Origin of the sequence: Streptococcus oralis (genome assembly GCF_023110435.1) — a bacterium.
Taxonomy (GTDB): Bacteria; Bacillota; Bacilli; order Lactobacillales; family Streptococcaceae; genus Streptococcus; species Streptococcus oralis_CF.
The window spans coordinates 106,892-122,650 of sequence record NZ_JALDWB010000005.1 but is presented as its reverse complement, the minus strand read 5'-3'; the positions used below and the strand labels follow the sequence as shown (position 1 = coordinate 122,650).

At 44.1% G+C, this 15,759-nt stretch carries 6 protein-coding genes, 9 tRNA genes, 2 rRNA genes and 1 pseudogene; 16 read left to right on the top strand and 2 right to left on the bottom strand.

The annotated features are described in order from the left end of the window. The 11 genes from M1F97_RS07525 to M1F97_RS07475 form a co-directional block, all read left to right on the top strand. A 23S ribosomal RNA gene (locus M1F97_RS07525) occupies window positions 1-333 on the top strand; the annotation flags it as partial. Window positions 334-409: 76 nt separating this feature from the next. Further along, window positions 410-525, top strand: a 5S ribosomal RNA gene (rrf, locus tag M1F97_RS07520). A 4-nt stretch (window positions 526-529) separates the two neighbouring features. Continuing rightward, window positions 530-602: transfer RNA gene (locus M1F97_RS07515), tRNA-Val, on the top strand. 4 nt (window positions 603-606) lie between these two features. Then, window positions 607-679: transfer RNA gene (locus M1F97_RS07510), tRNA-Asp, on the top strand. A 22-nt stretch (window positions 680-701) separates the two neighbouring features. Continuing rightward, window positions 702-774: transfer RNA gene (locus M1F97_RS07505), tRNA-Lys, on the top strand. Between the two features lie 5 nt (window positions 775-779). Next, window positions 780-861: transfer RNA gene (locus M1F97_RS07500), tRNA-Leu, on the top strand. A gap of 12 nt (window positions 862-873) precedes the next feature. Further along, a tRNA-Thr gene (locus tag M1F97_RS07495) sits at window positions 874-946 on the top strand. A gap of 21 nt (window positions 947-967) precedes the next feature. Next, window positions 968-1,039, top strand: a tRNA-Gly gene (locus M1F97_RS07490). 7 nt (window positions 1,040-1,046) lie between these two features. Continuing rightward, window positions 1,047-1,132: transfer RNA gene (locus M1F97_RS07485), tRNA-Leu, on the top strand. An 11-nt stretch (window positions 1,133-1,143) separates the two neighbouring features. Then, window positions 1,144-1,217 (top strand) — tRNA-Arg (locus M1F97_RS07480). Window positions 1,218-1,233: 16 nt separating this feature from the next. Beyond that, a tRNA-Pro gene (locus M1F97_RS07475) sits at window positions 1,234-1,307 on the top strand. Between the two features lie 75 nt (window positions 1,308-1,382). Here M1F97_RS07475 and M1F97_RS07470 read toward each other — a convergent pair. Further along, a pseudogene (locus tag M1F97_RS07470) lies at window positions 1,383-2,029 on the bottom strand (transposase). 308 nt (window positions 2,030-2,337) lie between these two features. Continuing rightward, window positions 2,338-6,054 carry a pullulanase gene (locus tag M1F97_RS07465; RefSeq protein ID WP_247944704.1) on the bottom strand — a complete coding sequence of 1,239 codons (3,717 nt, stop codon included), beginning with the start codon at window positions 6,052-6,054 and terminating at the stop codon, window positions 2,338-2,340. Window positions 6,055-6,493: 439 nt separating this feature from the next. Here M1F97_RS07465 and rpoB point away from each other — a divergent pair, with 439 nt between their 5' ends. The 5 genes from rpoB to M1F97_RS07440 all read left to right on the top strand — a co-directional run bounded on the left by rpoB (window position 6,494) and on the right by M1F97_RS07440 (window position 15,759). Then, on the top strand, window positions 6,494-10,096 hold the full coding sequence (gene rpoB / locus M1F97_RS07460) for a DNA-directed RNA polymerase subunit beta (RefSeq protein ID WP_169447139.1): 3,603 nt from the start codon (window positions 6,494-6,496) through the stop codon (window positions 10,094-10,096). A 32-nt stretch (window positions 10,097-10,128) separates the two neighbouring features. Next, the gene (gene rpoC / locus M1F97_RS07455; RefSeq protein ID WP_247944703.1) at window positions 10,129-13,794 is read left to right on the top strand and encodes a DNA-directed RNA polymerase subunit beta'; all 3,666 of its coding nucleotides are present in this window, start codon (window positions 10,129-10,131) and stop codon (window positions 13,792-13,794) included. Window positions 13,795-14,077: 283 nt separating this feature from the next. After that, the gene (locus M1F97_RS07450) at window positions 14,078-14,701 is read left to right on the top strand and encodes a hypothetical protein (protein ID WP_206283193.1); all 624 of its coding nucleotides are present in this window, start codon (window positions 14,078-14,080) and stop codon (window positions 14,699-14,701) included. A 103-nt stretch (window positions 14,702-14,804) separates the two neighbouring features. Then, window positions 14,805-15,248: a tRNA (adenosine(37)-N6)-threonylcarbamoyltransferase complex ATPase subunit type 1 TsaE gene (gene tsaE, locus M1F97_RS07445; protein WP_061417733.1), complete on the top strand. Its 444-nt coding sequence runs from the start codon at window positions 14,805-14,807 to the stop codon at window positions 15,246-15,248. After that, window positions 15,238-15,759: a GNAT family N-acetyltransferase gene (locus M1F97_RS07440; RefSeq protein ID WP_247944702.1), complete on the top strand. Its 522-nt coding sequence runs from the start codon at window positions 15,238-15,240 to the stop codon at window positions 15,757-15,759. Before tsaE ends, M1F97_RS07440 begins: the two co-directional genes overlap by 11 nt.

Sequence of the window (15,759 nt, the reverse complement as noted above, 5' to 3'; positions counted from 1 at the left end):
CGGCACGCGAGCTGGGTTCAGAACGTCGTGAGACAGTTCGGTCCCTATCCGTCGCGGGCGTAGGAAATTTGAGAGGATCTGCTCCTAGTACGAGAGGACCAGAGTGGACTTACCGCTGGTGTACCAGTTGTCTTGCCAAAGGCATCGCTGGGTAGCTATGTAGGGACGGGATAAACGCTGAAAGCATCTAAGTGTGAAACCCACCTCAAGATGAGATTTCCCATGATTTTATATCAGTAAGAGCCCTGAGAGATGATCAGGTAGATAGGTTAGAAGTGGAAGTGTGGTGACACATGTAGCGGACTAATACTAATAGCTCGAGGACTTATCCAAAGTAACTGAGAATACGAAGTGTAAGGTTTTCTTGGTATTTGATAGATATTCAATTTTGAGTAGGTATTACTCAGAGTTAAGTGACGATAGCCTAGGAGATACACCTGTACCCATGCCGAACACAGCAGTTAAGCCCTAGAACGCCGGAAGTAGTTGGGGGTTGCCCCCTGTGAGATATGGAAGTCGCTTAGCTCTAGGGAGTTTAGCTCAGCTGGGAGAGCATCTGCCTTACAAGCAGAGGGTCAGCGGTTCGATCCCGTTAACTCCCATATAGGTCCCGTAGTGTAGCGGTTATCACGTCGCCCTGTCACGGCGAAGATCGCGGGTTCGATTCCCGTCGGGACCGTAAGATAACAGAAGTTATTTTAGACTCGTTAGCTCAGTTGGTAGAGCAATTGACTTTTAATCAATGGGTCACTGGTTCGAGCCCAGTACGGGTCATATTTGCGGGTTTGGCGGAATTGGCAGACGCACCAGATTTAGGATCTGGCGCTTAACGGCGTGGGGGTTCAAGTCCCTTAACCCGCATAGTAGAAATTAGCCGGCTTAGCTCAGTTGGTAGAGCATCTGATTTGTAATCAGAGGGTCGCGTGTTCAAGTCATGTAGCCGGCATTAAAACTAGAAGAGGTCGATGCGAACGTAGTTCAGTGGTAGAACACCACCTTGCCAAGGTGGGGGTCGCGGGTTCGAATCCCGTCGTTCGCTTAGAGAGGCCGGGGTGGCGGAACTGGCAGACGCACAGGACTTAAAATCCTGCGATTGGAAACGATCGTACCGGTTCGATCCCGGTCCTCGGCATATAATAATGAGCACCCTTAGCTCAACTGGATAGAGTACCTGACTACGAATCAGGCGGTTAGAGGTTCGAATCCTCTAGGGTGCATTTTTTCTATTTAACTCGGGAAGTAGCTCAGCTTGGTAGAGTACTTGGTTTGGGACCAAGGTGTCGCAGGTTCGAATCCTGTCTTCCCGATTGATTTATTGACTAAGATACTTAAGTGAGTATCTTTTTTTGGCTATTTGTCAACTGTAGTGGATTACCAAAAAGTCATACTCTGGAGAGGACTAAATCAGTCCTCTCCTTTTTGATATTCAAAGCGACGAGAATTCTAGTTTTAAAATTGTCAAAGTTCCGAAAGCCAAAGATATTGCGTTTGATGAGTTTTATGAGATGATTGGTTGCTTCTAGTTTGGCTTTGGAATAGAGTGATTCAAGGGCATTAATGATTTTTTCTTTATCCTTGAGAAAGGTTTGAAAGACAACCTGAAAGCGATTTCAAATAATCGCTTGTGTTCTGCATTCAAGGACAGTGATAATATTGAGATTCTTAAAGCCTTGTACGGATAAAACTCATTTTAAAGGCGTACTCGTCTCAGGACATAGTCTTATGAAGTCGACTAAAGTCATTGAGCTTCCGAATGACGGTTGAAGTTGAAATGGAAAGCTGGTGAGCGATATCGGTCATAGAAGTTTTTTCAACTAATTTTTGAGTAATGATAGCACTTTAAACGGCGTTTTTAGGAGAATTCTAGTAGGCATGTCAGTCGTTTCAGGGGAAGGAATCTTAGACGGTTTTTGAAAATCATATTTCTTCAGTGATTTCCTTGTGGGGGATCCATATTGATAATATCTACACTCTTGATATTAGGGTCTTTGATATCAAGTAGTTTTGTGATAAAATGTAATTGTTCCATATGATTCTTTCTAATGATGGTTTAGTCGCTTTTTATTATAGATCTTATGGGACTTTTTTTCTACAACAAAATAGGCTCCATAATATCTATAGGGGATTTACCCACTACAAATATTATAGTCTGCAAACAACACCCCATGACTAGAAGATTCTTCTAATCATGGGGTGTTTTCTCTATAGGAGGGCTAGGTTATACTTTTCGAAAATCTCTTTAAACCAGGTCAGCTTCGCCTTATCTACAACCTTAAAGCTGTGCTTTGAGCAGCCTACGGCTAGCTTCCTAGTTTACTCTTTGATTTTCATTGAGTATTAGTTCTTTTTCTTGTTTTTCATCAACCATCCAAGTCCGAGAAGGGCAAGGATGCTGAATCCAACAAGGGCAAGGAGGGATTTGCTCTCAGTTCCTGTGTTTGGAAGGAGGTTCTGAGAGTGAGCCTCTGTAGCAGTTTCTTGAGTTTCAGGATTGGCTGCTAGGTTTTGGATTTGGCCATGTTCTTGTTCGACTTTCAAGCTAGAAAGATCAAATTCTGGTTTTTCTTCCACAGCTGGAGCGACAATGGCACCACCTTGAGACAAGCGGAGAACGACAGCAGTGAGAGCGTTTAATTTCAAGCCTTTTTCGGTCCATTCGAGACCTTGAGGATTGGCAATTCCTACTGGTCCTGCTTGGTTTTCATCTGCGAGAACTTCGGCCTTTCTCAAGTGAGCAAAGGCAGTTCCCAAGTTGAATTCGCGAGCCTTATCATCTGCATTGACAAAGACTGCGTAGATATCTCCATTTGGAGCAGTGATTTGGTAGCCGATGACCACGTCTTCTTTTTCAACACCATTTTGGCCTGGGACAGTAATGAGTTGGACGCGCTCTTTGATATCTTGTAGACTCTTGAGTCGGAAGGCATCTGTAGATTGACGAAGAGCGATCAGACCTTTCATGTAGTCACGGCTCTTGACATTTTCAGGATATGCTTTGCCATCTGTAGCCTTGGTCCAGTCAAACTTGTTGACAGCATCACTAGAGTCGTAAGAGTCATGGATAAAGTAAGGATAGACAAATGGCTTGCCGTCCTTGTCACGTAACAAGTGAGATTTGTTTGGGACCTTATCGTCTGGAACAGGAGTCTTGTAGGCTGGGTCTAGGAATTGTTTGGTACGTCCGTATTCCTGACCAGAGTGGATAAACGGAGTTCCTTGAGCAGTCAATACCATGAGGTTTCCAAGTCGCAAACGGCGATGGATTTCAGCATAGTTCTCAGCCTTGCTAGGATCTTTTTTGATAGACTGGGCAATGATGTCAAAGAGGGTCAAGTTATCATGGGCTGCGATATATTGGATAACATCTCCAGGATTGTCAGCTTCAAAGTTAGTTGGTTGGGCAATGAGATTTTTAAAGATGGTGTTGATATCTCGTTTGCCACCTGTGATAAAGGCAGGTTGCCCTTCGTTTGGATAGCCAGACTTGAGGTTGTTGCGGATGTCGTCTGAAAAGACAGCGACAGTATCTGTTTTCTTCATCCAATCTTGGTCGGCAGGTTGTACAGGCGTATTTTCATCACCAGTATAGGTCCTCCAGCCTTCACCTAGCATGGTAAGATTTGGATTGAGGGCGCGTGCAGCCTTGTATGCTTCTTCGATAGAAGCTGCATCGTGGTCTCCCATCATATCGAAACGGAAACCATCCACTTTGTAGGTTTCAACTAGATACTTGATAGAGTCTACCAAGACACGCTTAGACATGTAGTGGGTTGTTCCCAAACGACCGCCTCCGAAGCTAGTACGTGGAGTTCCGTCTGCATCCATAAAGTGATAGTAGTTTGGCTCAATATCTTCAAAAATATCAACATTTGCAGTATGGTTGTAGACCACATCCAAGATAGCCCCCATGCCACGTTTGTGGATTTCGTTGATGAGGTTTTTGAATTCTGCGATACGTTTTTCTGGATCCTTAGGATCGCTTGAGTACATACCAGTCAAGGAGAAGTAGTTTTGAGGGTCATATCCCCAGTTGTAATTGCTGTTGCTTGAAGCGTAGGCAGACAAACGTTCTTGGTTCTTCAATTCATTGACAAAGTAGTAAGACAAGACTGGAAGGAGCTGGATGTGGGTCACACCCAAGTCTTTGAGATAGTCCAGTTTTTCGATAAAGGCTTCAAAGGTACCAAATGGCTTGGTCAAGTCTTTTGCGATCGCAGGATCCGAAGTGAAGTCACGTACATGAGCTTCATAGATAACGGCATCTTCACGTGATTTGAAGTTACGAATCTTTCCATAGGTCAAGTCTTGCGGACCTAACTTCTCTGGATCGACAAAGGCAGCTTTAGCGACCTTATGAGCGGCATCTGTTTTTGCTAGGTCACTGTTCCAAGCCGCTAATGATTTGGCATAAGGGTCAAGAACGAGGACAGTTTTACCTTGGCGCTCGATTTGGTAGTGGTAGTAGTAGCCAGTGTAGTTGCTGATACCGAGACCAGAGTTTGCATCCAGAGTTTGTTTCCAGGTTCCTTTTTCTCCTTTTTCAAGGGCGACAGTTCCAACTACTTTTTCAGGGTCTTTCTTGTCATAGACAACAACGGAAACCTTATCAGCACTTGGAGACCAGAGGGTGAGGTCAACACGCTTGCCATCTTCTTTTAGAGTTGCGCCGAGTGGACCATCGTAACTGTAGGACTCATCCTTGAGGCGCCAGCTTGAACATGTCGTAAAGCGGTCTGAATTGTAGCTGACAGTGTACGGGTGTTGGGTGTCAGAGAAGTTGCCGATATAGGTCACTTTTTTACCTGCCTCATCCACTTCCACGTCTGTGATAGTTACTTTATTCCCTTGGTAATCAGTGATGCTGGAGTGTTTGAGGATATCGTCTTTCTTAGCTCCAACGAGGGTAGAAAAACTGCTTTCGATACGAGATTTAGCCACGTGTTGGGCACCAGTCATGCGGATATCGTGTACATAGTAGGGGTTGGTGTAGATGGTTTCGTCATCATCTTTGAGGAAAATCTGACTGTGATTTTTTAGATCAGTGAATTTATAATCTTCTTTTCTGATTTTCACATCATCGCCTTTCTTGCTTTCGTCTAGTAATAAAAATCCAAATTCTCTTGCAGCTTCATTGAGTGGAATGTCAATGTAACGACCATATTTTCCAGTTGCGGTAAAGTCAGTACCGTCAGGCCATTCTCCACTGCTTGGGTTTTTGACATCGCCCCAATACCAAAGAGATTTTTTGTCATAGTTGCCATCGGTGCGGTAGTAGTTGACACGAATAGTTCCTGCTGGTTGAGGGCGGTAGTTGTATACCTTGTAGTTTTCATCTAGCCAAGCCTCGTTCATTTTGGGAGAGAGGCGTTCTACCGAACGGTCTCCTGTTAGGTTATCCCCTTTGGTATTGTTAATAAGGAAGCTGACTTTCTTGGCTTGCTCATTTTTGAGTTTGACATCTAGGTAATAGCCGTAGTCATCTTGCTTGGCATCCTTAAAGGACGTGGCTCCATTGGGCCAGTTTTCAGACGGCTTTTCAACATCGTCCCAAGTCCAAAGACCTTGAGAATCTTTGTTTTCTTCAGGGAGTTTTTTTACATGGATGCGGAAGTGGTTGTCTGCGATGGGTTCTTCAGAACTAGTGTCTGCTTGAGATTTTTGATCAGAACTTGGCGTTGAAGTCGGAGTATCTGCCTTCTCTTCCTTGCTGTTAGGCTGGCTTGTGGTAGTGTCGTCTTGTTTAGGTGTTTCAGCTGCTAGAGGAGCTTCAGTTGCGGGTGCTTCTTTTTTAGCGTCAAGGGAAGCGTTTGCATTCTTTTGTTCAGAAATAGGGCTTTGCTCTTGTGCTTGACTTGCTACAGTCTCAGTAGGGGTCTTGGTCACAGCGCTGGTATTTTCCTGAGCTTGAGGGAGGTTTTCGTTAGCCGAAATGGTTGGCATTGCAGCTGAAAGCAGGACAATGCTAGCACCGATAAGGACAGAGCCTGTTCCATTTTTCAAGGAACGAATACCATAAATCATTTTTTTCTCAGTTTGAGATGGGTTCTTTTTCATCACAATTCTCCTTGTGTAGTTGATCCCTATCAGTATAGCACGAGGTAAACATTTGTGCAAGCGTTTTCCTGTTTTTTGAGAGAAAATATGAGACCGATTTTCTTGAAATTTTGAAATAATATATAGGAAAAGATTGTTTAAAAAATAGTAAAAAAAACTTGAAAAATCTGGCTAAATAAGGTATAATATGAATAATCATTTGTCGTAGGTTTTGTCTGAAATATTGTCCAGACAGGACTCACAGCAGTTAAATCTCCTGAAAAAGTCGGATTTAGCTGCTCTTTTTGTGCTTTTTTTCAGGTTTTCGAGTCGTTGTAACAAAGATTTAAAGATTCTGAAAATTCATCAAAGGGACACGGTGATAGGGTTTTACAACCATATGACGAATATAAAAGCCTGATTGACAAGGCTTGGAATTTATTTACAAAGGAGAATCATCTTGGCAGGACATGACGTTCAATACGGGAAACATCGTACCCGTCGTAGTTTTTCAAGAATCAAAGAAGTTCTTGACTTACCAAATTTGATTGAAATTCAAACGGATTCATTCAAAGATTTCCTAGACCACGGACTTAAGGAAGTATTTGAAGATGTATTGCCAATTTCAAACTTCACAGACACTATGGAGTTGGAATTTGTTGGCTATGAAATCAAGGAACCAAAATACACACTTGAAGAAGCTCGTATCCACGATGCTAGCTACTCAGCACCAATTTTTGTAACCTTCCGCTTGATCAACAAGGAAACTGGCGAAATCAAGACCCAAGAAGTCTTCTTTGGTGATTTCCCAATCATGACCGAAATGGGTACTTTCATCATCAACGGTGGTGAACGTATTATCGTATCTCAGTTGGTTCGCTCGCCAGGTGTTTACTTTAACGATAAAGTTGATAAAAACGGTAAAGTGGGTTACGGTTCAACTGTTATCCCTAACCGTGGAGCTTGGTTGGAACTTGAAAGCGATTCAAAAGACATCGCCTATACTCGTATTGACCGTACTCGTAAGATTCCATTTACGACCTTGGTTCGTGCGCTTGGTTTCTCAGGTGATGATGAAATCTTTGATATCTTTGGTGATAGTGAGTTGGTTCGCAATACTGTTGAAAAAGATATCCACAAGAATCCAATGGACTCTCGTACAGACGAAGCCTTGAAAGAAATTTATGAACGCCTTCGTCCAGGTGAGCCTAAGACTGCTGAAAGCTCACGTAGCTTACTTGTGGCACGTTTCTTCGACCCACGTCGCTACGATTTGGCAGCTGTTGGTCGTTACAAGATCAATAAAAAATTGAACATCAAGACACGCTTGCTCAACCAAACCATCGCTGAACCATTGGTAGATCCTGAAACTGGTGAAATCTTGGTAGAAAAAGGAACTGTCTTGACTCGTAGCGTGATTGAAAGTATCGAGCACCACTTGGATGGCGACTTGAACAAGATCGTTTATATTCCAAACGATGCAGCTGTTCTGACAGAACCAGTTGTCCTTCAAAAGTTCAAGGTTGTTGCGCCAACGGATCCAGATCGTGTCGTAACCATCATTGGGAATGCCAATCCAGATGACAAGGTTCGTGTTGTAACTCCTGCGGATATCCTTGCTGAGATGAGCTACTTCCTCAACTTGGCAGAAGGTATCGGACGTGTGGATGATATCGACCACCTTGGAAATCGTCGTATCCGTGCAGTTGGTGAATTGCTTGCAAACCAAGTACGTCTTGGACTTTCTCGTATGGAACGTAATGTCCGTGAACGTATGTCTGTTCAGGATAATGAAGTTTTGACACCGCAACAAATCATTAACATCCGTCCTGTAACAGCTGCGGTTAAAGAATTCTTTGGTTCATCACAGTTGTCACAGTTCATGGACCAACACAATCCACTTTCTGAGTTGTCTCACAAACGCCGTTTGTCAGCCTTGGGACCTGGTGGTTTGACACGTGACCGTGCTGGATATGAAGTACGTGACGTGCATTACACTCACTATGGTCGTATGTGTCCAATCGAGACACCTGAAGGACCTAACATCGGTTTGATCAATAACTTGTCATCTTACGGACACTTGAACAAGTATGGATTTGTTCAAACACCATACCGTAAGGTTGACCGTGAAACAGGTGTTGTGACCAACGAAATCGTTTGGTTGACAGCCGATGAAGAAGATGAATATACTGTAGCGCAGGCTAACTCTCGCCTCAACGAAGATGGGACTTTTGCTGAGAAAGTTGTCATGGGACGTCACCAAGGGGTCAACCAAGAGTATCCAGCTAATGTTGTTGACTACATGGACGTATCACCAAAACAGGTAGTTGCCGTTGCGACAGCATGTATTCCTTTCTTGGAAAACGATGACTCCAACCGTGCCCTCATGGGTGCCAACATGCAACGTCAGGCAGTGCCTTTGATTGATCCAAAAGCACCTTACGTTGGTACTGGTATGGAATACCAAGCAGCCCACGATTCAGGAGCTGCTGTGATTGCTCAGTATGACGGTAAAGTTACTTACGCAGATGCTGACAAGGTAGAAGTTCGTCGTGAAGACGGTTCGCTAGATGTTTACCACATCCAAAAATTCCGTCGTTCAAACTCAGGTACTGCCTACAACCAACGCACTCTCGTAAAAGTTGGTGATGTCGTTGAAAAAGGTGACTTTATCGCTGATGGGCCTTCTATGGAAAAAGGGGAAATGGCGCTTGGACAAAACCCAATCGTTGCCTACATGACTTGGGAAGGTTACAACTTCGAGGATGCCGTTATCATGAGCGAACGCTTGGTCAAAGACGATGTCTACACATCTGTTCACCTCGAAGAATATGAATCAGAAACGCGCGATACAAAGCTTGGGCCTGAAGAAATTACTCGTGAAATTCCAAACGTTGGTGAAGATGCCCTTAAAGACCTTGACGAGATGGGAATTATCCGTATCGGTGCTGAGGTTAAAGAAGGCGATATTCTTGTAGGTAAAGTCACACCTAAGGGTGAGAAAGACCTTTCAGCTGAAGAACGTCTTTTGCACGCTATCTTCGGAGACAAGTCTCGTGAAGTTCGTGATACTTCTCTTCGTGTACCTCACGGTGCCGATGGTGTCGTTCGTGATGTCAAGATCTTTACCCGTGCAAATGGTGATGAGTTGCAATCTGGTGTGAATATGCTGGTTCGTGTTTACATCGCTCAAAAACGTAAGATCAAGGTCGGAGACAAGATGGCCGGACGTCACGGAAACAAAGGGGTTGTATCCCGTATCGTTCCTGTAGAAGACATGCCTTACCTTCCAGACGGAACTCCAGTCGACATCATGTTGAACCCACTTGGGGTGCCATCACGTATGAATATCGGTCAGGTTATGGAGCTTCACCTTGGTATGGCAGCTCGTACTCTTGGTATCCACATCGCGACACCGGTCTTTGACGGAGCAAGTTCTGAAGACCTTTGGTCAACCGTTAAAGAAGCAGGGATGGACAGTGATGCCAAGACAATCCTTTACGATGGACGTACAGGTGAGCCATTTGACAACCGTGTATCAGTTGGTGTCATGTACATGATCAAACTCCACCACATGGTTGATGATAAATTGCACGCTCGTTCAGTCGGACCATACTCAACCGTTACCCAACAGCCACTTGGAGGTAAAGCTCAGTTTGGTGGACAACGTTTCGGTGAGATGGAGGTTTGGGCTCTTGAAGCCTATGGTGCGTCAAATGTCCTTCAAGAAATCTTGACTTACAAGTCTGACGATATCAACGGACGTTTGAAAGCTTATGAAGCTATTACAAAAGGAAAACCAATTCCAAAACCAGGTGTTCCAGAATCCTTCCGAGTTCTTGTCAAAGAATTGCAATCTCTTGGTCTTGACATGCGTGTCCTTGACGAAGATGATCAAGAAGTGGAACTTCGTGACTTGGATGAAGGAATGGACGAAGATGTCATCCACGTAGATGACCTTGAAAAAGCCCGCGAAAAAGCAGCCCAAGATGCAAAAGCAGCATTTGAAGCTGAAGAAACTGCAAAAGCGGAAGCAACAGAAGAAGCTGCTGACCAAGAATAAGCAGTTCACTTAGAATAGAAAGGGAAGAAATAGTGGTTGATGTAAATCGTTTTAAAAGTATGCAAATCACCCTAGCTTCTCCAAGCAAAGTCCGTTCATGGTCTTATGGAGAAGTCAAAAAACCTGAAACAATCAATTACCGTACGTTGAAACCAGAACGTGAAGGACTCTTTGACGAAGTCATCTTTGGTCCTACAAAAGACTGGGAATGTGCTTGTGGGAAGTACAAACGCATTCGTTACAGAGGGATTGTTTGTGACCGCTGTGGGGTTGAAGTAACGCGTACAAAAGTTCGTCGTGAGCGTATGGGGCACATTGAGTTGAAAGCTCCTGTATCTCACATCTGGTATTTCAAGGGGATTCCAAGCCGTATGGGCTTGACCCTTGATATGAGCCCTCGTGCCCTCGAGGAAGTTATCTACTTTGCGGCTTATGTGGTAATTGATCCGAAGGATACTCCACTTGAGCACAAGTCAATCATGACAGAGCGTGAATACCGTGAGCGCCTGCGTGAGTACGGTTATGGATCATTCGTTGCCAAGATGGGTGCCGAAGCCATCCAAGACCTCTTGAAACAAGTAGATCTTGAAAAAGAAATTGCGGAACTCAAAGAAGAGTTGAAAACAGCTACTGGACAAAAACGTGTCAAAGCCATCCGTCGTTTGGATGTTTTGGATGCCTTTTACAAGTCTGGAAACAAACCTGAATGGATGATTCTCAACATCCTTCCGGTTATTCCACCAGATCTTCGTCCAATGTTGCAGTTGGATGGTGGCCGCTTTGCCTCATCTGACTTGAACGACCTCTACCGCCGTGTTATCAACCGGAACAACCGTTTGGCTCGTTTGCTTGAGTTGAATGCACCTGGTATCATCGTTCAAAATGAGAAGCGTATGCTTCAAGAAGCGGTTGACGCTTTGATTGACAATGGTCGTCGTGGTCGTCCGATTACAGGACCAGGTAGCCGTCCGCTCAAATCATTAAGCCACATGCTCAAAGGTAAACAAGGACGCTTCCGTCAAAACTTGCTCGGTAAACGTGTTGACTTTTCAGGACGTTCTGTTATCGCCGTTGGTCCAACTCTTAAGATGTACCAATGTGGTGTGCCACGTGAAATGGCGATTGAGCTCTTTAAACCATTCGTTATGCGTGAAATCGTTGCGCGTGATATCGTGCAAAACGTGAAAGCAGCTAAACGCTTGGTAGAACGTGGAGATGAACGTATCTGGGATATTCTTGAAGAAGTAATCAAAGAACACCCAGTGCTTTTGAACCGCGCACCTACCCTTCACCGTTTGGGTATCCAAGCTTTCGAACCAGTCTTGATTGACGGTAAGGCCCTTCGCTTGCACCCGCTTGTCTGTGAAGCCTACAATGCCGACTTTGATGGTGACCAAATGGCCATCCACGTACCGCTTTCAGAAGAAGCCCAAGCAGAAGCTCGTATCTTGATGTTGGCTGCTGAGCATATCTTGAACCCGAAAGATGGTAAACCAGTTGTTACTCCGTCTCAGGACATGGTTTTGGGTAACTACTACTTGACCATGGAAGAAGCTGGTCGTGAAGGTGAAGGAATGGTCTTCAAAGATCGTGACGAAGCTGTTATGGCTTACCGTAATGGCTATGTTCACCTCCACTCACGTGTAGGTATCGCGACAGATAGCCTCAACAAACCATGGACAGAAGAGCAAAAACACAAGGTCTTGCTGACAACGGTTGGTAAAATCCTCTTCAATGATATCATGCCAGAGGGTCTACCTTACTTGCAAGAACCTACAAATGCTAACTTAACAGAAGGCGTTCCAGCTAAATACTTCTTGCCACTAGGTGGAGATATCAAGGAAGCCATTCGCAATCTTGAACTCAACCCTCCATTCAAGAAGAAAAATCTTGGAAATATCATCGCTGAAATCTTCAAGCGTTTCCGTACGACAGAAACTTCTGCCTTACTTGACCGCATGAAGAACCTCGGTTACCACCACTCAACTCTTGCGGGATTAACAGTGGGTATTGCCGATATCCCAGTCGTTGATGACAAGGCTGAAATCATCGAAGAATCACACAAACGTGTAGAACAAATCACCAAACAATTCCGTCGTGGTATGATCACAGACGACGAGCGCTACAACGCTGTAACAGCTGAATGGCGTGCTGCCCGTGAAAAATTGGAGAAACGTTTGGTTGCCAACCAAGATCCTAAGAACCCAATCGTAATGATGATGGACTCTGGAGCCCGTGGTAACATCTCAAACTTCTCACAGCTTGCCGGTATGCGTGGTTTGATGGCCGCTCCGAATGGACGTATCATGGAATTGCCGATCCTTTCAAACTTCCGCGAAGGTTTGTCAGTACTCGAAATGTTCTTCTCAACTCACGGTGCCCGTAAGGGTATGACCGATACGGCCCTTAAGACAGCCGACTCAGGTTACTTGACTCGTCGTTTGGTTGACGTTGCCCAAGACGTTATCATCCGTGAGGACGACTGTGGAACAGACCGTGGTCTCTTGATCCGTTCTATCGCAGAAGGAAAAGAGATGATCGAGTCTCTCGAAGAGCGTCTCAATGGTCGTTACACTAAGAAAACTGTTAAACATCCAGAAACTGGTGCAGTGATCATCGGTCCAAATGAGTTGATTACAGAAGACAAGGCGCGTGAAATTGTTAATGCTGGTGTGGAAGAAGTGACTATCCGTTCCGTATTTACATGTAACACTCGTCATGGTGTCTGCCGTCACTGTTACGGTATCAACTTGGCGACTGGTGATGCGGTTGAAGTTGGTGAAGCAGTCGGTACAATCGCTGCCCAATCTATCGGGGAACCTGGTACACAGCTTACAATGCGTACCTTCCACACGGGTGGGGTTGCCTCAAATACCGATATCACTCAAGGTCTTCCTCGTGTCCAAGAAATCTTTGAAGCCCGCAATCCTAAAGGGGAAGCGGTCATCACAGAGGTCAAAGGACAAGTTACAGCTATCGAAGAAGACGCATCAACTCGTACCAAGAAAGTCTTTGTTAAGGGTGAAACTGGCGAAGGTGAATATGTCGTTCCATTTACAGCACGTATGCGTGTCGAAGTTGGAGACCAAGTCTCTCGCGGTGCAGCATTGACAGAAGGTTCTATCCAACCAAAACGTCTCCTTGCTGTTCGTGATGTCTTGTCAGTTGAAACTTACCTCCTCGGTGAAGTACAAAAAGTTTACCGTAGCCAAGGGGTAGAAATCGGTGACAAACACATCGAGGTAATGGTTCGTCAAATGATCCGTAAAGTTCGTGTCATGGATCCAGGTGACACAGATCTTCTCATGGGTACCCTCATGGATATCAATGACTTTACAGATGCTAACAAAGATGTTCTTATCGCAGGTGGTGTTCCAGCGACTGGTCGCCCAGTTCTTATGGGAATCACCAAAGCCTCACTTGAAACCAACAGTTTCTTGTCAGCGGCTTCCTTCCAGGAAACAACTCGTGTCCTTACAGATGCGGCTATCCGTGGTAAGAAAGACCATCTCCTTGGACTCAAGGAAAATGTTATCATCGGTAAGATCATCCCAGCAGGTACTGGTATGGCTCGCTACCGTAACCTTGAACCACAGGCTATCAATGAAGCAGCATATCTGGCTCCAGAACAAGAAGAGACTGATCTTGCTCCAGTAGAGGAAGCTGTTGAAATCCAAGTTGAAGAAACAGTGGAATAAAAGCAAACAAGAGAACCCAAAGGTTCTCTTTTGTTTTACTCTTCTACCTATTGGGGTTAGGTGAGCACGACGCAATATCTCTCAAATCGCTTCAACAATTTTTATAGTTCATTTTCAAAAAGTAAAAAAATATCGGATAGGGGTCTGTCAGAACTTAAAAATAATCCTCACCAATAATTTTCCATTTTTGTCAGTTGAGCGCTAAAACAAGACACTTGAGAAGAGGGGAGGGATTTTATCTTTCACGTAGAGTATAATCATGTATACGAAGGGGGGACTGAAAATGATAAAATCAATTCGCATCTTATTGTTACTGGCTTTGATCCAGATTAGTCTGAGTAGCTGTTTATTGTGGAAGGGAACCATCGTAACCTTAAAGCAATCAAGCGCCTATTTTCTAGTGTTTATCGTATTGGCATCAGGTCTGTGCGCGGGGATGAATTTCTTTTATACCCAAAATCAGGATGTTCATAGCATTATAAACAGTCAGAAAAAAGTGAAACTATTTTATAGTACCTTGTTGGTCTTAAACCTAGTAGGTGTCTGTCTGGTGTTATCGGAGACTATCTTAACACAGACAGCTTTTCAGCAAGAGTTGGTAGACCTTTTCTTGCCCTCCTTCTTTTTCTTGTTTGGCATTGATTTACTTGTCTTTTTACCGTTTGAAAAATACAGCCGAGATTTGGGAGCAACTCTCAATAAGAAAAAAACAGTTATCCTGACAGTTATCGCAACCTTGCTGTTCTTGAGAAATCCAATGACAGTTTTATCCATTGTTTTTTATGTTGGTTTAGGCTTCATTTTTGCTCGGTTTTTATTTCCGAAATCCATGAGAAGAGAATTTTCCTTTTACGGCCACGTAATCCGAGATATTTTACTTGTTAGCGCTATGTGTATATTTTTTTAAAAACACTTGTCTATCAATAAAAATCCCTTATTTTAGCAAAGTTGTTATAGTAAGTTTGTAAAGAAAATTCACACAAAAGAAAACTTTTTGGTATAATAGTAACATGTACACAAAAAATGAAGAAGAGCTGATCAATCTGGGAGAACGCCTAGGAACCTTGCTCCAAAAAAATGATGTTTTGATCTTGTCTGGGGAATTGGGTGCTGGTAAAACAACCTTTACCAAGGGTCTTGCCAAGGGCTTGGGTATTCGTCAGATGATCAAAAGTCCAACTTACACCATCGTGAGAGAGTATGAGGGCCGCCTTCCGCTCTACCACTTGGATGTCTATCGGATTGAGGGGGATGCTGATTCGATTGACTTGGATGAGTTTCTCTTTGGTGGTGGTGTGACCGTTATCGAGTGGGGACATCTTTTGGGTGAGGATTTGCCAGATTCCTACTTGGAGTTGGAACTCTTGAAAGAGGCTGAGGGTCGTCGCCTCTATTTTACCGCTCAGGGTTCTCGTGCTGAGGAATTGATTAAGGAGCTTCAAGATGGAGTATGAACTTTGTATTCGTGAGGCTGAAGCTCAGGATGCCGCTGCTTTGGTTGCATTCTTGGATTTAGTTGGACAGGAGACAGATTTCACCAGTCTGGATGAAAATGGTATCCTGATGACAGAATCTGAAATGGCGCTTTTTATTGAAAAGCAAGCGACTTCAGATAACCAAATCACTCTCCTAGCCCTCCTGAATGATGAAATTGCAGGTATTTTGAACATCACGGCAGAGCAACGTATACGGGTTCGTCATATTGGGGATATCTTTCTGGTCATCCAAAGGAAGTTTTGGAATCATGGCTTAGGAAGCATACTCCTTGAAGAGGGAATTGAGTGGGCTAAAACCAGTGGAGTTCTGCGTCGTTTGCAGCTCAGTGTACAAAAGCGCAACGAGGCGGCTATCCACCTCTATTCAAAATTTGGATTTATTATAGAAGGCTTACAAGAAAGAGGAGCCTATTTAAAAGAAGGGATATTTTTAGACGTTTACCTGATGGGTAGACTGATAGATAAATGA